This window comes from Rubrobacter sp. M3-4 (assembly GCF_059772285.1).
In genome coordinates this window covers 315,230-334,407 of record NZ_JCBAJP010000001.1, presented here as the reverse complement: position 1 = coordinate 334,407, position 19,178 = coordinate 315,230, and the positions used below count along the sequence as shown (strand labels likewise).

At 63.7% G+C, this 19,178-nt stretch carries 21 protein-coding genes; 15 read left to right on the top strand and 6 right to left on the bottom strand.

Features of this window, described 5'->3' with window-relative positions:
• Window positions 1-23 precede the first annotated feature (23 nt).
• Together AC6EKW_RS01600 and mutL are read right to left on the bottom strand one after the other, a co-directional pair.
• On the bottom strand, window positions 24-1,151 hold the full coding sequence (locus tag AC6EKW_RS01600) for a glutamate--cysteine ligase (RefSeq protein WP_273887220.1): 1,128 nt from the start codon (window positions 1,149-1,151) through the stop codon (window positions 24-26).
• 293 nt (window positions 1,152-1,444) lie between these two features.
• Window positions 1,445-3,250 carry a DNA mismatch repair endonuclease MutL gene (mutL, locus tag AC6EKW_RS01595; RefSeq protein WP_498513487.1) on the bottom strand — a complete coding sequence of 602 codons (1,806 nt, stop codon included), beginning with the start codon at window positions 3,248-3,250 and terminating at the stop codon, window positions 1,445-1,447.
• Between the two features lie 65 nt (window positions 3,251-3,315).
• Here mutL and accB point away from each other — a divergent pair, with 65 nt between their 5' ends.
• The 4 genes from accB (at window position 3,316) to AC6EKW_RS01575 (ending at window position 6,484) form a co-directional block, all read left to right on the top strand.
• Window positions 3,316-3,819: an acetyl-CoA carboxylase biotin carboxyl carrier protein gene (accB, locus tag AC6EKW_RS01590; RefSeq protein WP_498513486.1), complete on the top strand. Its 504-nt coding sequence runs from the start codon at window positions 3,316-3,318 to the stop codon at window positions 3,817-3,819.
• A gap of 2 nt (window positions 3,820-3,821) precedes the next feature.
• Window positions 3,822-5,198: an acetyl-CoA carboxylase biotin carboxylase subunit gene (gene accC, locus AC6EKW_RS01585; RefSeq protein ID WP_273887223.1), complete on the top strand. Its 1,377-nt coding sequence runs from the start codon at window positions 3,822-3,824 to the stop codon at window positions 5,196-5,198.
• Window positions 5,199-5,257: 59 nt separating this feature from the next.
• Window positions 5,258-6,091: a DUF1385 domain-containing protein gene (locus tag AC6EKW_RS01580; protein ID WP_498513485.1), complete on the top strand. Its 834-nt coding sequence runs from the start codon at window positions 5,258-5,260 to the stop codon at window positions 6,089-6,091.
• Between the two features lie 78 nt (window positions 6,092-6,169).
• Complete coding sequence (locus AC6EKW_RS01575; RefSeq protein ID WP_273887225.1) at window positions 6,170-6,484, top strand: rhodanese-like domain-containing protein; 315 nt, start codon at window positions 6,170-6,172, stop codon at window positions 6,482-6,484.
• 46 nt (window positions 6,485-6,530) lie between these two features.
• On the opposite strand, the gene AC6EKW_RS01570 is transcribed toward AC6EKW_RS01575, so the two are convergent.
• A complete protein-coding gene (locus AC6EKW_RS01570) occupies window positions 6,531-7,277 on the bottom strand; it encodes an SDR family NAD(P)-dependent oxidoreductase (protein ID WP_273887226.1) in 747 nt (248 codons plus the stop codon).
• A gap of 23 nt (window positions 7,278-7,300) precedes the next feature.
• Window positions 7,301-8,692: a circularly permuted type 2 ATP-grasp protein gene (locus AC6EKW_RS01565; protein ID WP_498513484.1), complete on the bottom strand. Its 1,392-nt coding sequence runs from the start codon at window positions 8,690-8,692 to the stop codon at window positions 7,301-7,303.
• A 58-nt stretch (window positions 8,693-8,750) separates the two neighbouring features.
• Between AC6EKW_RS01565 and AC6EKW_RS01560 the strand changes: the two genes are divergently transcribed.
• The 6 genes from AC6EKW_RS01560 to AC6EKW_RS01535 are packed head-to-tail and all read left to right on the top strand — an operon-like array spanning window position 8,751 to window position 12,650.
• A complete protein-coding gene (locus tag AC6EKW_RS01560; RefSeq protein ID WP_273887228.1) occupies window positions 8,751-9,065 on the top strand; it encodes a hypothetical protein in 315 nt (104 codons plus the stop codon).
• A gap of 51 nt (window positions 9,066-9,116) precedes the next feature.
• A complete protein-coding gene (locus tag AC6EKW_RS01555) occupies window positions 9,117-9,800 on the top strand; it encodes a DnaD domain-containing protein (RefSeq protein ID WP_498513483.1) in 684 nt (227 codons plus the stop codon).
• On the top strand, window positions 9,772-10,593 hold the full coding sequence (locus AC6EKW_RS01550; protein ID WP_498513482.1) for an ATP-binding protein: 822 nt from the start codon (window positions 9,772-9,774) through the stop codon (window positions 10,591-10,593). Before AC6EKW_RS01555 ends, AC6EKW_RS01550 begins: the two co-directional genes overlap by 29 nt.
• The gene (locus AC6EKW_RS01545; protein ID WP_273887231.1) at window positions 10,590-11,225 is read left to right on the top strand and encodes a hypothetical protein; all 636 of its coding nucleotides are present in this window, start codon (window positions 10,590-10,592) and stop codon (window positions 11,223-11,225) included. Before AC6EKW_RS01550 ends, AC6EKW_RS01545 begins: the two co-directional genes overlap by 4 nt.
• 45 nt (window positions 11,226-11,270) lie before the next feature.
• Window positions 11,271-12,185, top strand: a complete 915-nt coding sequence (locus tag AC6EKW_RS01540) for a ComEC/Rec2 family competence protein (RefSeq protein ID WP_498513481.1) — start codon at window positions 11,271-11,273, stop codon at window positions 12,183-12,185.
• 60 nt (window positions 12,186-12,245) lie between these two features.
• The gene (locus AC6EKW_RS01535) at window positions 12,246-12,650 is read left to right on the top strand and encodes a single-stranded DNA-binding protein (protein WP_273844970.1); all 405 of its coding nucleotides are present in this window, start codon (window positions 12,246-12,248) and stop codon (window positions 12,648-12,650) included.
• A gap of 107 nt (window positions 12,651-12,757) precedes the next feature.
• Here the strand turns inward: AC6EKW_RS01535 and AC6EKW_RS01530 are convergent, their stop codons facing one another.
• Both AC6EKW_RS01530 and AC6EKW_RS01525 read right to left on the bottom strand, forming a co-directional pair.
• Window positions 12,758-13,264 carry a GNAT family N-acetyltransferase gene (locus AC6EKW_RS01530; protein ID WP_498513480.1) on the bottom strand — a complete coding sequence of 169 codons (507 nt, stop codon included), beginning with the start codon at window positions 13,262-13,264 and terminating at the stop codon, window positions 12,758-12,760.
• 185 nt (window positions 13,265-13,449) lie between these two features.
• Complete coding sequence (locus AC6EKW_RS01525; RefSeq protein ID WP_498513479.1) at window positions 13,450-14,079, bottom strand: LysE family translocator; 630 nt, start codon at window positions 14,077-14,079, stop codon at window positions 13,450-13,452.
• 150 nt (window positions 14,080-14,229) lie between these two features.
• Between AC6EKW_RS01525 and AC6EKW_RS01520 the strand changes: the two genes are divergently transcribed.
• The 5 genes from AC6EKW_RS01520 (at window position 14,230) to gnd (ending at window position 19,177) form a co-directional block, all read left to right on the top strand.
• Window positions 14,230-14,700, top strand: coding sequence for an Lrp/AsnC family transcriptional regulator (locus tag AC6EKW_RS01520; RefSeq protein WP_498513478.1), 471 nt, complete (start codon window positions 14,230-14,232; stop codon window positions 14,698-14,700).
• A gap of 288 nt (window positions 14,701-14,988) precedes the next feature.
• Entirely contained in the window at window positions 14,989-15,633 is a 645-nt protein-coding gene (locus tag AC6EKW_RS01515) for a B3/B4 domain-containing protein (protein ID WP_273887236.1), read from the top strand.
• Window positions 15,634-16,200: 567 nt separating this feature from the next.
• On the top strand, window positions 16,201-16,755 hold the full coding sequence (locus AC6EKW_RS01510) for a gamma-glutamylcyclotransferase (RefSeq protein ID WP_273887240.1): 555 nt from the start codon (window positions 16,201-16,203) through the stop codon (window positions 16,753-16,755).
• Between the two features lie 355 nt (window positions 16,756-17,110).
• Complete coding sequence (tal, locus tag AC6EKW_RS01505; protein WP_498513477.1) at window positions 17,111-18,208, top strand: transaldolase; 1,098 nt, start codon at window positions 17,111-17,113, stop codon at window positions 18,206-18,208.
• A gap of 48 nt (window positions 18,209-18,256) precedes the next feature.
• The gene (gene gnd, locus AC6EKW_RS01500; protein ID WP_273887243.1) at window positions 18,257-19,177 is read left to right on the top strand and encodes a phosphogluconate dehydrogenase (NAD(+)-dependent, decarboxylating); all 921 of its coding nucleotides are present in this window, start codon (window positions 18,257-18,259) and stop codon (window positions 19,175-19,177) included.
• The last annotated feature ends 1 nt before the right edge of the window (window position 19,178 follow it).

Below are 19,178 nucleotides of genomic sequence, written 5' to 3'. Positions count from 1 at the left end.
TTTAGTTCTCCCGGCGGACCGGATCAGCCGGGTTCCCCGGCCAGGGCCGGGCGGGTGCACTCTATGAGGAAGGCGACCACGTCGAGGAAGTCCCCGCTCTCCGCGTAGATCCGTCGCTGGTGCTGGCTGCCGGTCCCGTTCTCGACGATCCAGAGTACGTCCAGAAGCTCCTCCTCGCATCCGAGGGAGGCGGAGTAAGGCCTCAGTTCCTCCACGAGCGATCGGGCCATCTTGCGCGCCGGGACGGGGATCTTCCCCACCGGGTCGTAGAAGGTGGCGTCCATCCCGTGCCGCGAGGCGCGCCACTTGTTCTCGAGCGTAATCTCCCGGTCGTAAGGGCCCCTCGGCGCCCCGTCGAGGGCGCGGGCGACGAGGCACTGGGTGAGGGCCGTCAGGGCCGTTGCCGCCCTGAGGCTGGTCTGCGCGTCGAGGATGCGCAGCTCTATCGTCCCGAACTTCGGGTGGGGGCGCACGTCCCACCAGCAGAAGGTGTAGTCCTCGATCGCTCCGGAGTCCACCATCCGCTCCACGTACTCCTCGAACGCCGCGTAATCCTCGAACGCCGGCGGCAGCCCGGAGCGGGGGAAGGACTCGAAGATCTTGATCCTGGTGGACTCGAACCCGGTGTCCATGCCCTGCCAGAACGGGGAGTTGGCCGAGAGGGCCAGAAGGAGCGGGGCCTCCTCGGAGAGCCGGTTGTGCGCCTCTATTGCCTCTTCGGGGCCCGGGACCGCCACGTGGACGTGCTGGCCGAAGATCACCTCTCTCTCGGCTATCCAGCGCAGCCGCTCGAGCACCTCCCGGTAGCGCTCCTGGTCGGTGATCTTCTGGTCCTTGTAGCGGCTGAAGGGATGGGTGCCGGCCGAGGCGATCGAAGCCCCGCAGGCGGCCGCCCACGACCCCACCCGGCCTCGCAGCTCCCGCAGCTTCTGGCGGATCTCCGGGGCGGAAGGGCACACGGGCGTCTTTATCTCCAGCACCGACTGGAAGAGCTCGTAGGAGACGTGCTCCGAGAGCTCCTCGGGGAGGCGGCGCATGATCTCCTCCACCTTGGGAACCAGCTCTCCGGTCGAGCCGTCCACGATGTGCAGCTCCTCTTCTACGCCCAGCGTGTACTCTCTCTCGCCGGTGCTGTTGAACTCGAGGGGCATGGTCTCTCCTCCCATCCGGTGTCTAGGGCCGGGGTGAGGGCGAAACTTGCCGCGGGGTGCGTGGCGACCCTCCGGCCCGGAGCCAGGGGATACATGCGGGACAACGGGAAACATGCAGCCGCCGGGCGTTCCGGCGACCCTCCGCCCGATGCGGAGTTGCGGACATTCTCTACCGGACCTCTTCTACAGTCAGCGTAACCAGCTTGGAAGACATATTACCCGTTCCGGAGGAAAATGGCTACAGGGAAGGCTGCACGCTGCTCGCTTCCGATGTGAAAGAGGGGACGGCACGGCTAGTGGCGGTCGAGTTTGCGGGCTATCTCCCGTGTTCCGATCCGGAAGCATATGGAGCGACCGTGCGGACAGGTCGCGGGAAGCCGGCTCGTGAGCCAGTCTTCGATCAGGCTCTCCATCTCTCGCTGGGAGAGCCTGTCGCCGAGCCTCACGGCCGCGTGGCAGGCCATGGTCGCCAGGATGCGGTCCTCGCGCCGGTGTCCGGGTTCGGTGCCGCTTATCGCGGCCAGGGCGTCGGAGAGCGCGCCGGCTATGTCTTTGCCGGCGAGGATGGACGGAGCCGAAGTCACGCGCACCGAGCGGGGCCCGAAGGGCTCGGCCCCGAACCCGTAGAGTGCGAGCTCTTCCAGGCTCTCTGCCGCACGCTCGGCTTCGGAGGGTGAGAGCTCCACGACCTCCGGCACCAGCAGATCCTGCACCTGGGGCGGCCCGTCCGAGCCGGTGAGGCGGTCCAGTATCGCCCTCTCGTGGGCCACGTGCTGGTCGACGACCCACAGGCTCGACGGATCTTCGAGCAGGATGTAACAGGCGGCGAGCTGGCCGATCACCCGCACCTCTTCCAGTGATGGCAGCGCACCCCGCTCGGGCGCTTCCGGGGGGGCGAACTCCTCCGGCCCGCGCGCCGCCTCTGAGGCCCTGCGCTGCGCCTCCTTCAGGTCCACCTCCGGGTAGCTCCTCCGCTCCTCCGCGATCTGCAGGGGGATCTGGCGCGTGGAAGGGGGTGCCTCCCGGCGCGGTGCGGACGCGAGGGGTTGCTGGACGGTGGGGCGGAGCGGACGTTCGGGCGCTGCCGTCGGCGGGTGCGGGCGCCACTCTATGGCGAGCCTCACCGCGGAGGCCACCGCCTCGCGCGCCGCCCGCTCTTCCGAGAAACGCACGACCTGTTTGGCGGGATGGACGTTGACGTCCACCCTCCTCGGGTCCACCTCGACGTGCAGCGCCACCGGAGGATACCTGCCCGCCGGCACCGTCGCCCGGTAGGCGTCGTCGAGGCCCCGGTTGAGGTTCTCGGAGCGCACCCAGCGGCCGTTCACCGAGATCGTCTGGCACGAGTTGCGGTTGCTCTGCGTGACGCTCGGCAGTGCGGCGTACCCCGCGATCCTGAAAGCCCCGGACTCGTAGGAGACCTCCCTGAAGGCCCGCGCCCGGGCCACGCCGTGGATCTGGGCGAGCCGTTCCAGGAGGTCTTTCGCCGCAGGGAGCGAGAGGTGCTCTCGCCCCCCCTCGGAGAGCCTGAAGGCGACCTGCGGGTGGGAGATCGCCAGGTGCGTCACCACGTCCATTATGGTTGCCCGCTCGGATCGGATGCCCCGCAGAAAGGCCCGTCGCGCCGGAACGTTGTAGAAGAGCCGCTCGACGATCACCGTAGTCCCCCTCGGGTGCGGGGCTGCCGAGACTTCTGCCTCGGAGCCCCCCTCCACGCGGACCCGGGTGCCGCTTCCGGGGGAACCATCGGAGGTGGTGAGCTCGAACGAGGAGACGCTCGCGATCGAGGGCAGCGCCTCGCCCCTGAAGCCCAGGGTGCTCACCGCCTCCAGCTCGGAGACGGAGCTTATCTTCGAGGTCGCGTGACGCAGCACCGAGAGCCTGGCGTCCTCCTCGGACATGCCCTCGCCGTCGTCTCGTACCAGGATGCGGGAGGTGCCGCCGTCTTCTATCTCCACCTCTATCCGGGAGGCGTGGGCGTCGAGCGAGTTCTCGATGAGCTCCTTGACGACCGAGGCGGGTCTCTCGACTACCTCCCCCGCGGCGACCTGCTGGGCTACGAGCGGGTCGAGTATCCGGATCGTCTTTCGCGCTGCCATGGCCTTCGGGCATTGTACAACCGGGGGCAGGTTTTCCAAACGCAGGGAGTGTAGAATCGCGGGTCATGCAGGAGAGAAGAGAGAAGATCGAGGCTGAAGGTGCCGGACGGCAGATGCTGCCCCACGAGGATCTTCGCCGGCTCGTGGAGCTGTTGCGGGAGAGCGGGATCGGAGAGATAAGCGTCCGCCAGGGAGACCTGGAGGTGACCGTCAAGGCCAGGAGCGAGGGGCTTCCGGTCCAGGCGGCCCCGCCGTCCCTACCGGACGAACCCGAGAGGGCGAAGCCCCCCGCCCCCGAGGAGCCTCCGGCGGTGGAGGGCGACGGGCTGCACGCCGTGCGCTCGCCGGTCGTCGGCACTTTCTACCGGTCTCCGTCCCCCGACGATCCTCCGTACGTGGAGGTGGGGGACCGGGTCGAGGCCGGACAGACCCTCTGTATCATCGAGGCGATGAAGCTGATGAACGAGATCCCGGCCGACGTTTCGGGTGAGGTGGTCGAGGTGCTGGTCGAGAACGCCTCCGGGGTCGAGTACGACCAGCCGCTCTTCTACCTCCGACCGGAGGGGTAGTGATGATCGGCAAGGTCCTCATAGCCAACCGGGGCGAGATAGCGCTGCGGGTCATACGGGCCTGCCGGGAGCTGGGCGTCCGGAGCGTCGCGATCTACTCGACCGCCGACGCCGATTCGCTGCACCGGATCCTGGCGGACGAGTCAGTCTGCATAGGTCCTCCGCCGGCTTCCGAGAGCTACCTGAACATCCCGGCGATAATCTCCGCGGCGGAGGTCTCCGGGGCTCAGGCCATCCACCCCGGCTACGGCTTCCTCTCCGAGAACGCGCGCTTCGCCGAGATCTGCGAGCGCAGCGGCGTCAGGTTCATCGGTCCTTCCTCGAAAGCGATAGCGCGTATGGGAGACAAGTCGGCCGCGCGTGAGACGGCGGCTCGGGCCGGGGTCCCGGTGGTTCCGGGCAGCGAAGGTGTCTGTTCCAGCGCGGAGGAGGTCATGCGGGTCGGGGCGGAGGTGGGATATCCCCTGCTGATCAAGGCCGCCGCGGGCGGCGGGGGGAAGGGGATGCGCGTCGTGGAGAACGAGCGGGAGGCGAAGGCGGCCTTCGTGGCGGCGAGCCGGGAGGCGAAGGCGGCCTTCGGGGACGGCTCGGTCTACGTCGAGCGTTACCTGGAGCGGCTGCGGCACGTCGAGATACAGGTGCTCGCCGACGGCCGGGGGCGGGTGGCGGCCTTCCCGGAACGGGACTGCTCGATCCAGCGCCGCCACCAGAAGCTCCTGGAGGAGTCTCCGGCCCCGAATTTCCCCGACGAGGTGCGCGCCAGGATGATGGACGCGGCGGCCTCACTCGCTCTCTCGCTGGAGTACGAGGGGGCGGGGACGGTGGAATTCGTCTATTCGGGGGGCGAGTTCTACTTCATAGAGATGAACACCCGCCTGCAGGTGGAGCACCCGGTGACCGAGATGGTGGCCGGGGTGGACCTGGTCTCCGAGCAGATCCGGATAGCCTCCGGTGAGGGTATGAGCGTCCCCGAGAGGCCCACCGCCTCGGGCCACGCGATGGAGTTCAGGATCAACGCCGAAGATCCCCGGAAGAACTTCATCCCCCAGACGGGACAGGTCGAGTTCTACAACCCGCCCGGAGGCCCCGGCGTGCGGGTCGATTCGCACCTCTACCCCGGATACCGCGTCCCGCCGCACTACGATTCGCTGCTGGCGAAGCTCATCGTTCACGCTAACGACCGACACGGAGCGGTCCGGCGCGGGGTGCGCGCGCTGGACGAGTTCGCCATAGCCGGGCTGGAGACGACCCTGCCGCTGCACCTGGCCGTGCTGGAGGACGAGGGGTTCGTGAAGGGCGACGTCTACACTGGCTTCCTGGCCGAACGACGGCTGGCCAGCGAGGACGGCGTTCTCAAGCTCTCCACCCTCACCGCGTAGCCACCCCCGTTGGGCGGTGCTAACCTTTTGGGTGTCGTATGGCTCGGAAGGAGAACGGCGTGGCTGAGACGTCCACCGCGGGAAAGGCCGGCAGCGACTCTCTGCTCCTCGGCGGGATGGCCCGCTGGGACGGGCTCGACCTCTTCGGCCCCCACTACATGAGCACGGCGTACCGCAAGAAGAGCGGCGAGATCTTCATCCGCATAGACCCGGTGAAAGTCTGGAAGCCCCAGAACCCCCTGCTCCGGCGCGCCTCGGGTTGGCCGATAATCCGCTCTTTCTTCTTCTGGGGACAGCTCCTGGTGCAGGTCGGAGGATCGGTGTGGACGCTCGCCTACTTCGTCGGCTCGATAGCCGCGCTCTGGCTCCTGGTGCGTGCGCTGGAGCTGGGCAGCGGCCTGGGATCTCTCGGCGGGTTCCTGGGGTTCCTCGCCGATTTCCCGATGCTGCCGCTCTTGGTGCTGTTCTTCGCGGCGATGAAGCTCACCTCCATAGGCCGCTACCACGGCGCCGAACACAAGGCGGTCGCCGCCTACGAGAAGTACGGCGAGGTGACCATGGAGAAGGCCCGGGTCAGCAGCCGCATCCATCCCCGCTGCGGTACGAACATCCTCATCTACATCATCATCGCCGCCGCCCTCGAACCCCTCATACCCTGGTGGTGGTACTCGATCGCCCAGTTCATCCTCATCTCCGAACTGTGGTTCGCCTTCGGCCAGAGCCGACCCTCCATAGCCGTCGGTAACTTCCTGCAGCGCTACTTCACCACCTCGGAGCCCACCCGCCGGGAGCTCGAGGTCGCCGTCGCCTCGATAAACCGCCTGCTCGAAGCAGAGGACGGGAGCCCGGATACCCGGATAGGAACCCGCATGAGGATGTCGGCCCGCTACTAGCCTTGAGCCCCACCCCCATCCGGATATAATCTTTGTGTTCTTATATTGCTATATGGTGAATTGGTGGAGGTGAATGATTTGGCGTCTTCGATATCGCCGGGGGAGTTGAGGCGCAAGCTGAACAAGAGCGGGACCATCATCGTCGACGTGAGGCAGCCTTCGGAGTTTCGGGAGGGGCACATCCCCAAGGCGAAGTTGATCCCTTCGTCCTCGCTTCCGCGGAGGGCCGGGGATCTGCGGCGGTTCAAGGAGATAGTGGTCGTGTGTCGAAGTGGAAGCCGCAGCAGCCGGGCGGCGAAGCAGCTGGCGGAGATGGGGTTCGGGAACGTGCGCAACCTGACCGGGGGCATGAACGCCTGGGAGAGGGCCGGGTTTCCGGTCGAGAAGAAGTAAGCCGGGGAGATGAAGGGGGGCCGCGATGCCCCCCTTTTTCGGGCGTCTAGTTAGCCTGGCGGGTCGGGCGGATCAGGACCTCGTTCACGCTCACCCGGGATGGCTGGGTGGCGGCGTAGACTATGGCCGCGGCTATGTCCTCCGCCTGCAGGGGCTCTATGGTCCCGAACCTGCGGCGCTGCTCGGCCAGCGCGTCCTCGTCGGTTATGTGGCTCGCGAGCTCGGTCTCCACGGCGCCCGGCTCTATCACGGTGATGCGGATGTCATCCTCCAGGAGCTCCTGCCGCAGGCCTTCGGAGATGGCGTTGACCGCCCACTTGGTGCCGGAGTAGATCGCGCCCGTCGGGCGCACCTTGCGTCCGGCGACGCTGGAGATGTTTATGATGTGTCCAGAGCCCTGCTCTTTCATCATCGGGAGGGCGGCGTTCGTGGCGTAGAGCAGCCCCATCACGTTCACCTCGAACATCTGGCGCCACTGATCGGTGAGGCCCTTGTCCACGCGGGAGAGGAGCATCACCCCGGCGTTGTTGACGAGGATGTCGACCCGTCCGAACTCCTCCTTCGCGCGCAGGATCATCTTTTGCGCCTGCTCCTCGTCGGTGACGTCGCAGGGGACGGCGATCGCTCTTCCTCCCGCCTTCTCTATACGCTCGATCAGAGAGGAGAGCCGCTCCTTGCGGCGGGCTGCGGCGACGACGGCCGCTCCCTCACGCGAGAGCGCCTCCGCGGTCGCTTCGCCGATACCGCTGGAGGCTCCTGTCACTACGGCCACCTTTCCCTCGAGACGGGACATAGTTGCGAGCTCCTTTCCCTCCTTCAGCCTTCCAGTACCCAGGTGTCCTTCATCCTGCCGCCGCTGGAGATGTTGACCAGGTGTCTGCCCGGCGCCGCCACGCGGGTGAGCGAGCCGGGGACCACCTCGACCGTCTCCGGGTCGGGTGCGAGCGCGATGACGCGGTAGTCCGCGTAGGAGTCGCGCAGCAGGAGTCCATCCTCGTCCGTCTCGCAGACGAGGTGTGTCGAGAAATCTATGATCTCCTGGGCGATGTACTCGACCGGGTTCGCCTCGACCTTCCGTCGGAAGCTCTCCACCTTCTCCTTGCTCTCCTCCGGCCCGATCATGACCTCCTTGCCGCCGTAGCCGCCGCGGCTCTTGATGACGAGCTCGCCGAAGTGTTCCATCACGTATCGGTAATCCGCTTCGACGGCGAGCGAGAGGGTCGGAGGGTTGTCGATCAGTGGCTCCTCGCCCAGGTAGCGCCGGATCATCTCCGGCACGAAGACGTAGACGCCCTTGTCGTCTATGACCTCGGAGTTGGGGGCGAAGAGGACGTGCACCCTGCCCTGCAGGTGGCACTCCAGCAACCCCGGAACCTCCGCGTAGAGCCTGTCCTCGTCCACCCGCTCGTAGACGACGTCTATCCTGCGGCCGGAGGAGCGGTGTACCAGGCATCCCTCTCCGTCCACCACGAGGTCCTTCGGTTCGGCGAGGATTGCGCCCATCGCTCTGGCGTAGATGTGGTGGTCGAGGTAGAACTGGTCGGCCGGGCCTCCCGAGACGACCGCGAGCGTCGCCTCGTCGCCCTTCGGGGAAGCCGCGCGCAGAGAATGCCCAAGTCGCTCCAGACAGCCCTCGAGCGTCCGCACCCCGAGCGATTTGTAGGATTCGGGGAAGATCACCTCGGAGGTCATCCTGCGCCGGCGGGTCATCGGGGCGAGCCCGACGGGCATCTTGGCGTTCTCCTCTATCACGAGGAACTCGGGGTCTTCGGGGTCTCCCGTCGCTACTACGTCGAAGGCGATCTGACGCACCGGCACCGGGCCGAAGCGGTTCGGGGTGGAGACATCGTAGAGGATGCTCGTCCTCAGCACCTCTTCGGGGACGACCTCCTCTTTTCCTTGCTCGAGGCGCCTGAGGAACTCGTTTATCGCCCTGAGGCGCTGGGTCAGGCCTCGCTCGAGCTTCTCCCAGTTTCCGGGCGTGACGATCCGGGGGACCCACTCGGTCGGATGGGTCTTGTCTTCACCCTTCACGCCGAAGGAGCGCTGCTCCTCGAGCAAGAGTTCGTGCGCCAGCCGGCAGCACTCGGCCCAGAGGTCGGGCCCCACCTTCTCCAGTTCCTCGATCAGCGGGCGGTAGATCGGTCTCGGGGTGCCGTCGGGGAGGAAGACTTCGTTGGGACCGGGTAATTCTCGTACGAACCTCACAAAACGGGGATTATACTAGGATTGTTGCGGTGGGCTCTCTCTAACGAGGAGGGGCATCTTGGGTGAGGACGAAAGCACGGGGCGCGGGGGTTACGGGAGCGGCGCGGGTCCAGCGTGGGGAAAGGCCGTGTGCGGGCTCGGGATCTTCTTCCTCCTGGCCGGGCTCGCGATGGTGACTTTCGGCGACCGGCTGAGCGTCTCTTCGTACGCTCTCGGGATGATATGCGGCCTCATAGGCTACGGGCTCGGGGCGAGGAGGCTCGGGGCGGCCACCGTGGCCGTCTCTCTCGTGGTGCTCGCCTTCGTGCTCGTGGCGAGCCGGGGTTGGGTGGCGGGTCTGAACCTGCCCGGCCTAATACTCGTCTCGCGGTAGGACTTCGTCCGGCGTAGAGAGCCGGGCATCGGGCCAGTATACTGAGCTGGCGTGGAGAAGATCCGGCTGACACCACCAGGGGAACGACGGGCCCGCGGAGAGCGTGCCCGGCTCTACGTGCGCTGGATGCCCCACCTCGGGGCCGAGGCCGTGGCTCTCTACGAGCTTTTGCGCATCCTGCCCGAGGTAGGGCTCGACGAGCCAGAGCTCGAAGAGCTCGCGGAGCTTCTCGGCACGACGCCCGAGAGGACGAAAGGTGCTCTCGGGAGGCTCGTAAGGGCGGGCTTCGTGACGGAACGCGACGGATGGCTCGAGGTGGCGGAACACCCCCCCTCCAGCCGCCCTGGACCGGATGCAGGGGGTAATATAGAGGTCGTGCGCGCGGAGCCGGAGGGTATAACCCCGGACGACTACTTCCGGTACATGGGCACCCTGCCCGCCCCGCACATCCTGGAGTTCCTCAACGGCTACTGCGAGCGGGACGGGCTCGAGCCGGACGCCGTGCGCGAGGCGCTCAGGATCGCCAGCGAGCGGGACGCCCGCCGCGTCGGCTACGTCAGGAGCATCCTGGAGCGGTGGGTCGAGCGTGGGGTGAAGACCCTTGAAGACGTCAGACGCTTCGAGCAGGACCGCAGGCTCAGGCTCGTCGGAGAGGGGGTGAGCGGTGGAACGGATAGACAGTCTGCTGCCCGACGCCGGGAGGGCTATGAGTGGCTCTTCGGCGAAGAGGGGTAGGGAGAGGAAAGCCCTCAGGCTCGACGACAACGTCTGCCCCCACTGCGGGAGAGAGCTCGAGGTGGAGTGGGTCGAGTTTCCCCCCGCCCTGAAACGCAAGTACGGCAAAGACGGAGAGTGGTACTACCATCCCTGCACCCCCGAGTGCGAGGCCAAGAACGAGCGGCGCGAGTGGGAGATGATGCGGCGCGAGGCGCGCGTCGAAGCCCTGAAGGAGCGCAGCGGGCTCTCTAAGCGGATGCGGGGCTACACCTTCGCGAGCTTCAAGCCTTACGTCAGCCCCAGTGCGACGCGGGCGGCGGAGAAGGTGGAGGGTTACCTCAAGAACTGGGAGGAGAACCGCGAGGCCGGGCGGGGGCTGTACTTCTGCGGTGGGGTTGGGACCGGCAAGACCCACCTGGCGGTGGCGGTGATGAACGAGCTGATGGAGCGGCGCAGGGTGCCCTCGCTCTTCGTCACGGTCCCGGAGCTGCTCGACAATTTGCGCGGCGCCTACAACGAGCCGGGGCGCAACCTCGACGAATGGATGGAATCGGTGAAGAACGCAGAACTGCTAGTGCTCGACGACCTCGGCTCCGAGCGCCCCACCGAGTGGGTGCAGGAGCGGATCTTCGTGGTCGTCAACCACCGCTACCGGGAGGCTCTGCCGACCATCTTCACCTCCAACATCGGCCCCAAGGATCTCGCCGTTCAGCTCGGCGAGAGGACGGCGAGCCGGATCATCGCGATGTGCGAGTGGATCTCGCTCGAAGGAGAAGACTACAGGGAGCTGGAGGCCCGCAGGAGGCTATGAGGGAAGAGTTCATGATCACGAGGGGCGGCAGGCAGTACGTGCTGTTCGCCGGGCTTCTGGACGAGGCCCACTCGCGGGGCCTCAAGAGCATCGACACCGAGCTTCTGCAGGTGCCGGACGAGAGCAACGGGCACGTCGCGGTGGTCAAGGCCACGGTCGAGATGGAGGACGGGCGCACCTTCAGCGGGCTCGGCGATGCCTCGCCCGAGAACGTCTCGCGCAACATCGCCTCGCACCTGATCCGGATGGCCGAGACCCGCGCGAAGGCCCGCGCCCTGCGTGATGCGGTGAACGTGGGGGCCACGGCCCTCGAGGAGCTCACCGACGGGGACGATGCTCCCCCGGTGCCGGCGCGGCAGGAAGAGCGGCGCCCGCGCCCCTCCAGGGCGCATCTCAGGGACGCCACCGCGTCCCAGCGGTCCCGGGAGAACGGGGAACACCCGGCGCGTGACTCCTCCCAGAAGGCGCGGCCGAGCCAGGTGAACCTGCTCAGGACGCTCGCCGAGGAACTGCGGGGGGAGAACGGGGTGGCGAGGCTGGAGAGCAGGATCGGCAAGCCCCTGACGGAGCTCACCCGCGCCGAGGCGGACGAGTGGATCGACCGGCTCACCCCTCCGGAGGAGCGGGGTTAAAGCCTTCTTCCCGCCTCTCCGATAACCATCTGAAGGATGGATGGTGTGCGTGAGGCGTGGGGGGAGAGGCATGCCGGGGCGCCGCCCGGACGGATCATGCCTCTTGTATGCGGGGTGCTCCTCGCGCTGGCCCTCTGCTCCGGCTGCACCGCGCCGCGGGCGGCGCTCGGGGAGCATCCACCTCCCGCGGGGGCGCTCGTGGTGAGCTTCATAGACGTCGGGCAGGGGGATGCCATCCTGGTGCAGTCCGGCGGCAGGAACTACCTCGTCGACGGCGGGAGGCCCGAGGCGGGTCCGGAGGTGGTCGATTTTCTGCGGAAGAGCGGCGTGAAGAGGCTCGACGGGCTCGTCGCCACCCATCCTGACGCCGACCACGTCGGCGGGCTTCCTCAGGTCCTCGACGCCTTCGACGTCTCCACCGTCTACCTCTCCGGGGATACCAGCGCGACGACCACCTTCACCACCTTCCTGCGCGGGGTTAAGGAAGAAGGAGCGAGGGTCGTCGAGAGCCGGGCCGGGATGCACTTCGACTGGGGCGGCACCCCGGTCACCGTCGTGGGCCCGCCACCCGACTCCGAGGGCGGTCTCTTCCCCGAGAAGAACGACAACTCCGTCGCGCTGCTCATCAGTCGGGGTGCCGCACGCATCCTGCTCGCCGGGGACGCCGGGGCCGAGGAGGAGCGCTACATGAGCCTCGGGCCCTACGCCGGGCCGCTCACGATCCTCAAGGTCGACCACCACGGCTCGAGCTACAGCACCACCCCGCTCTTCCTCAGCCGCTTCCGTCCCAGGGTGGCGGTCATCTCCGTCGGGGCGGACAACCCCTACGGGCATCCCACCCGACAGACCCTGCGTCGCCTGAAGGTCGCGGGAGCGAAGATCTTCCGCACCGACGAGGATGGGGACGTAGTCGCCACGATAAAAGACGACGAGCTGGAGGTGGCCGTGAGTAGACCTTGAGAAGCGGGAGCCGTCCTTTAGACTAGAGACAGAGGTAGCGAAACGAGAAAGGATGCGAAGTTGGTCAGCTTCAACAGGGTGATACTCGCCGGAAACCTCACCCGCGACCCGGAGCTCAGGTTCACCCAGTCCGGGGTGCCCGTCTGTGGTTTCGGCCTCGCCGTGAACCGCGTCTACTCCAAGAACGAGGAGGTCGACTTCTTCGACGTCTCCGCCTGGCGCGACCTCGGCGAGCGGGTGGCGAACTACGTGAAGAAGGGCGACCCGGTCCTGGTCGAGGGGCGGCTGCAGTACCGCACCTGGGAGGCCCAGGACGGGACCAAGAGGAGCAAGGTCGACGTGGTCGCCGACAACGTCCAGTTCCTCGGCCGCGGCGGAGGCGACTCGGGCGGCGAGCGGGGAGGCCGCACGGCGGACGACGTGCCAGAGATGAGCGAGGAAGACCTCGACGACATCCCGTTCTGACCGATCAGTTTAGAGAAGTGTTGGGCTGCCAGACTCCCTGAAATTTCAGGGAGTCTGGCTTAAAGGTCGAAAGAACCCGGAATTACAACCCGGGCTGATCTAAGATCTTACATCCAATGTCCTGCGCGGAGAAGCCGCGAAAAGCCTAAAACACGGGATGCTCGCGAGAAGAACGTGTATAAGCACTGCCAGTTGAGTCGCTCATGCCGGTAGTTTACAGAGGTCTCTTCTGTTAACCGGGGAACCCGTTCTACGTTCAGCCGCCAGCAGCTATTCCAGCGACTATATCCGACCTCTCCCGGGTACTCTCCGTTCATGGTGGGTAGAGCTCTTATCTTCTCAACGCCCATTCCCCAAGCCATCGCATACGCCTCGGTATAGAGAGCCTTCGCCATACTGGGATGATCCACGAACAAGTCGGAGACCAAAATGCCCAACACAAGCTGTCCGCAAGCCATTCGATATTCGAGCGCAGCTTGAACCTCGCCGTCTCGCTCAGCAACCAGGAAATTCTCTCTAGCTGCCAACCAGCGAGGCAAGTCACTTATCTCCAGCAAGTCCGCTATCCGGTTTTTGTCCTCAGGAAGAGACCATCTCATTTCTATACGGCTCACAAACTTTCTCCTTTTCGATGCGATACTTCGTGGTTTGCAGGCACTGGAATAACCGCAGTGGTCGATTCGCGGAAGAACTTGCTGCTTATTCCCTCGGGCCTGACCGTGACCATCTAGAGACCACCGTAGAAATCGCGGATTGACGGTTTAATAAGGCGGATCACATCCACGCCCGGTTGGGCTGGCTAGCCTTGAGTTGCCAGAGCAAGGCGCACTCCGAGGCCGATGAGCACGCTACCCGCAAGCCATTGCAATACTCTCGCGGAGCCCGGCTTGCGCCGCAACCAGTCACCCAAAGATCCCGAAAAGTAGGCGAGCAAGCTGGTAATGACCAGAGTGAGCAGCGTAAAAATACTGCCCAACACCGCGAGCTGCCAGGTAGGATTCTCCTCTGGACTCACGAACTGCGGCAAGAAAGCCAGGAAAAAGAGTGCCACCTTGGGGTTGAGCGCGTTCGAGGCAACACCCTGGAAAAAGATGGCCCTGAGCCTTACTTCGGGTCTCTCTTCTCCCAAGATGGTGAGGCTGCCTTTGCTCAAGATCATCCTTGCTCCAAGGTAGGTCAGATAAGCCGCCCCCACGTACTTCACCGCCGCGAAAGCCGGGTTGGATTCCTTCAAGAGCGCAGAGAGTCCGAGGGCCGTGAGTGAGGTGTAGATAAGAAGCCCCAAACCCACCCCCCATGCTGAGACGAGCGCAGCCTTTCTCCCCTGAGCGATCCCGCGGGTGATGATGTAGATGTTGTCCTGACCCGGAATCGCGATCAAAGCCAATGAAGCCACGAGAAACCAGCTCATCTGTGCGGTCTCGAGCACCAAAAGCCTCCTTCATTCAGCGGTCGATATCTCGCGCGCCTTGTAGGGGCCAATATTAGCAAGAGACCGACTTGTAGGATTGCATTCGTGGCTCGGAAATGCTATTGTTGAGCAACAAACTGTCAATAAACAGATAAAATAGGATATAGAATGTCAAGGGTTTCGCTAGACGCAATCGACAAGAAGATCCTCTCGGTGCTGCAGGATAATGCCCGCATTCCCAACACCGAGCTCGCGGATGCGGTCTCTTTGACTCCGGCGCCGTGCCTGAGGCGGGTCAAGCGCCTGGAAGAGATGGGGCTCATCGACGGCTACGTGACGCTCCTCAATCACGAGGCGGTTGGCCGGAACTTCCACGTTTTCGTGGAAGTAACCCTGCAGAAGCAGACGCGGGAGGTGATAGACCGCTTTGAAGCGGAGGTCAAGAAACTACCCGAGGTGCTGGAGTGTTATCTGATCACGGGTGACTCGGATTACCTCTTGCGGGTGGCGGTCGAAGACATAGACGCCTACCAACGCTTTCTGATGGACCATCTCACCCACATCCGGGATGTTGACGACATCAAGTCGGTGATCGCGATGAAGCAGGTGAAGTACTCAACAAAGCTTCCGCTGGACTAGAAATCGATTGTCCACAAAGTGTAAGCACACTTTATTCTCTCCCAGAGCCAGCTCTTCCGGCCCCGGCGGCAGCTCGCTTCTGATAGCCTTGAACGTAAGTAGCGTCCTTGCGACCAATTATTAAAATATTGTTGCTTAAATTGACTGCTTGGGTGGCATAAAAGCAATCCTCTACATCGAATCTTCGTTACCATCGAGTTTGCCTAGAGTCCAACGCAGGACGGATGAGTGCGTGAAAACGCCTTGCCTTATTGAGGCTTGATGGTAATGGAAAGTAGGGGAGATCAGTTGGACATAATCGTTGATGAAGCGGTGCGGGATAGGGTCCCCACGCTGTTTGTGAGAACCCGCAGTTTGGGTAGTGTGCGGGTCGAGGAAAGCGGGGAAGCCCAGGAGGAACGAATCAGGGCTATCGCCACCAGGTGGGAAGGAACCCCAGAGCAAAAGTTGGATTCCCACCCCCATATCCGGATCTACCGGCGATTAACTCAGCAAATGGGAGGGGATCCAAAGAAATCCGTCCCTGCTGCGGAAGCGCTGCTCAGACGGGGTTTGCTCCGGGGACGGTTTCCTCGCATCAACTCCGTGGTTGATGCCGGAAACATCGCTTCAGTCGAGTACCTGGTGCCTATCGGTCTGTTCGATCTCGACAAAATCAGTGGCAAAGTGGAGTTGACTCTGGCGACAGACGATCATCAGATGATCCCCATTGGCAAGAACGAGCCGATCAAGTTAGCTTCGGGAACACCGGTTCTCAAGGACTCAGAGGGCGTCTTCTCGGCGGTCGGGTCGCGTGATTCCGCGCGGACTATGATCACGTCCGAGACCAAAAGTGTGCTTATCTTCAGCTGGGGAATGAAGGGAGTAGAGCCTGCGGTGGTTGACTCTGCATTGGATGAATGTGCGAGGGAGATTCTCGAGCGTTCTACCTGATGCAGGGTCGAAATGGTGGTGCAACCTCAAATATCGCTTGAGGGGGTAATTCTTCGACGTATATGGGGTTCGGGTTTCGCAAGCCGTGAGACTTTTCTGGTATCGCAACCGAATTGTGGAGGAGCTTCTGCATCCTTATGAGCTGATCCAGAATACCGATCGGAGCTTTTCTATCCGGGTATACGTAGATGTTGGGCTTGACGATTACGAGAGAGTGGTGCGTATGAACAGGAATGTACATCGTGCGCTACTCGAGTATGGGATAGCGCACGAATACAACGAATTCCCGGGTGGGCACGATTGGGATTATGTCGACCGGGCACTTCCGACATCGCTTGTATTCTTATGCCGACACTTGCCATGCCAGAGCAAGGTAGCGCCGGACTTGGTGACAGGGGCAAAGAATTGTGGGAAGGACAAGATTCCCGCGAGGAAGGAGGTCCAATAGAGCTTTGATTGTCTATATGCCCAGAATTTTCTACCGAACTCCAACACCGTAGCTCTGTGGTCAGGTTGCTATCCAGTAGTGCAGCGTGATGCTGGCCATCTTCTAGATTGGGAGAAAATATGTGGGTCTTCACGTATGGTTCGTTAATGTATGACGGTTGGGAAGAGAAGTTCGGATGCCTCTGCCGCGAGAGGGCTCAACTTCAGGATTTCCGAAGAGATTTCAATAAAGCCTCCAGAAAATTCTGGGGAACCAATAAAGTTGAGTGTCCAACACTTGGTTTAAGGCCCGAGGTTGGGAGCAGTTGCCAGGGTATAGCATTTGGGTTCCCTGACAATGGGGATCTTTCCGAGAAGGTTCTCTTGTACCTAGGGGAACGAGAAGGTAGGAGCTTCAGCCTGAGACAACAACGCATTCACCTCAGTAGCGATGATTTCGTTCAAGCAGTTGTCCCTATAAACGAATATGCTGTAGATCTCTATGCGAAGGAGGTCTACATTGGGGACAAGAGCCTCGAAGAGCGTGCACGGATGGCGAGCATTGCGTCGGGTGTGAGCGGACGGTGTGCTAAGTACGTGGAGAATTTTCGAGCCAAACTATTGGCACTCGGGATTGACGATCCGTATGTAGAAGAGTTTTGGAAAGCTGTGAGATCTGCATCTGTGTCCCAATAGGTGTCCTCAGATATTCATTTCGTGCCAACATCCTGTTGTATGGACTCTCCGCTCTTTGGTGTTCACGCGATGGGTTCTCAGGAGAATCGCTCATAGGCTCTTGGGGCTTCGAGCGATCATTTGCCACCTCTCGCCTAGGCTTGGCTACCGTGGTCAAAGGATGACTTGCCGTTCTAAAAGATAGAACGCAAAAGCGGACAGAACCGGGTGCGCCGCAGGGCGCCCCCGTTGCTATCCGAGTTCAATGTAGTCGTGCACACGAATAATCTTTTACCGGGTAGGCTGCGGGGGTATAAAAGCCGGTGATGGCAAGGGGTGGACCCCTGCGAGTGAGGTACCCTATGGAGGTTATACGATGAACGAACGGTTGCGCAGGATGCGGAAGATCGGACAGGCCCCCTGGGTGGATGAGATCTCGCGCGAGGACACCCAAAGAGGAGGGCTTAAAAAGCTCGTCGAGCAGGGGATAGTAGGGGTGACCTCCAACCCCACCATCTTCCAGCAGGCGATCTCGAACTCCGAGCTCTACGACGAGCAGCTCGCCGAGCTCGCCAGAGAGCTCGACGACCCAAAGGAGATCTTCTTCCGGGTCGCCCAGCGGGACATCCAGGACGCCTGCGACATCCTCGCCCCGGTCTACGAGGAGACGAACCACCTCGACGGCTTCGTCTCTCTGGAGGTCTCCCCCGACCTCGCCTACGACACCGAAGGAACCATCGAAGAGGCCCAGAGGCTGCACGACATGGTCGACCGGCCCAACCTGTTCATCAAGATCCCCGCGACCAGGGAGGGCCTTCCGGCGATAGAGGAGATGATCTCGCGCGGCGTCCCGATAAACGTCACCCTGATCTTCTCGATCGAGCGCTACCGGGAGGTGACCCGCGCCTACATCGACGGCCTGAAGAGGTTCGTCGAGGGTGGCGGCGACCCCTCGACGGTCGCTTCCGTCGCGAGCTTCTTCGTCTCCCGGGTGGACACCGAGACCGACAGGAGGCTCGATGAGGTCGGGCGTCCGGACCTCAAGGGCCGGCTCGCGGTGGACAACGCCAAGCTCGTCTACCAGGAGTTCAAGGAGATCTTCGGGTCGGACGAGTGGAGGGAGCTCGAGGCGCGAGGAGCGAGGAAGCAGCGGCCGCTTTGGGCCTCGACCTCGACCAAGAACCCCGAGTACTCCGACGTCAAGTACGTCGATGAGCTCGTCGGCCCCGACACCGTGAACACCATGCCGAAGAAGACCATCGAGGCCGTCATGGATCACGCCGAGATCCGGCCGACCATCGAGGAAGGCGTCGAGGAGGCGCGCGCCCTCTTCACCGAGCTCGAGAAGGCCGGGGTGGACTACGACGACGTGACGGCCACGCTCGAGAGAGAGGGCGTCCAGAAGTTCTCGGACTCCTTCGAGGAGCTCATCGAGGTCATAGAGCAGAAGAGCGGGGAGCTCGCGCGCCGGTAGCGCTGGGTTCGGTCCGGGACACCAAAAAGAGAGGAGAGCACAGGGGACATGGAGATAGGGATCTACGGGCTCGGGAGGATGGGTGCCAACATGGTGCGGCGCCTCATCGACAAGGGAGATCATCGGGTGGTGGCCGGGAACCGTTCGCCCGGCAAGGTCGACGAGGCCGTCGAGCACGGGGCCGAGGGGGCGTACTCGGTCGAGGAGTTCGTGCAGAAGCTCTCGCCACCGCGGGTTCTGTGGTCGATGCTCCCGGCCGGGGAGGTCACCGAAGAGATGCTCCACCGCTTCGCCGAGCTCGCCGACGAGGGCGACATCATCGTCGACGGGGCCAACTCCTACTTCCGCGATTCGGTGCGGCGGGCGAAGGAGATCGAGGCGAAGGGCCTGCGTTTCCTCGACGCCGGCATCTCCGGCGGCATCTGGGGGTACGAGGTCGGCTACTGCACGATGGTCGGCGGCGACCGGAGCGCCTTCGAGCACGTCGAGCCCGCGCTCAAGACGCTCGCCCCGCCCGACGGCTACGCCTACCTCGGGGAGGCCGGCGCTGGGCACTTCGCCAAGATGGTCCACAACGGGGTCGAGTACGGCATGATGCAGGCCTACGCCGAGGGGTTCGAGATCCTCAAGAGCAGCCGCTACGACTACGACCTGAGGGCCATCTCGCACCTGTGGAACCAGGGGAGCGTCGTGCGCAGCTGGCTCCTGGAGCTGGCGGAGGACGCCTTCTCCAAGGACGCGGATCTCGAGAAGATAGCCGGTTACGTCGAGGACTCCGGTGAGGGGCGCTGGACGGTCTTCGAGGCGATACACGAGGACGTGCCCGCCCCGATCATCACCGGCGCGCTCTTCGCCCGGTTCGCCTCGCGGCAGGACGACTCCTTCGCCGCGAAGGTGCTCGCGGCCCTGCGCAACGAGTTCGGCGGGCACGCGGTGAAGGAGGCCGGGGCCCGCGGCGGGGAAGGGTAGG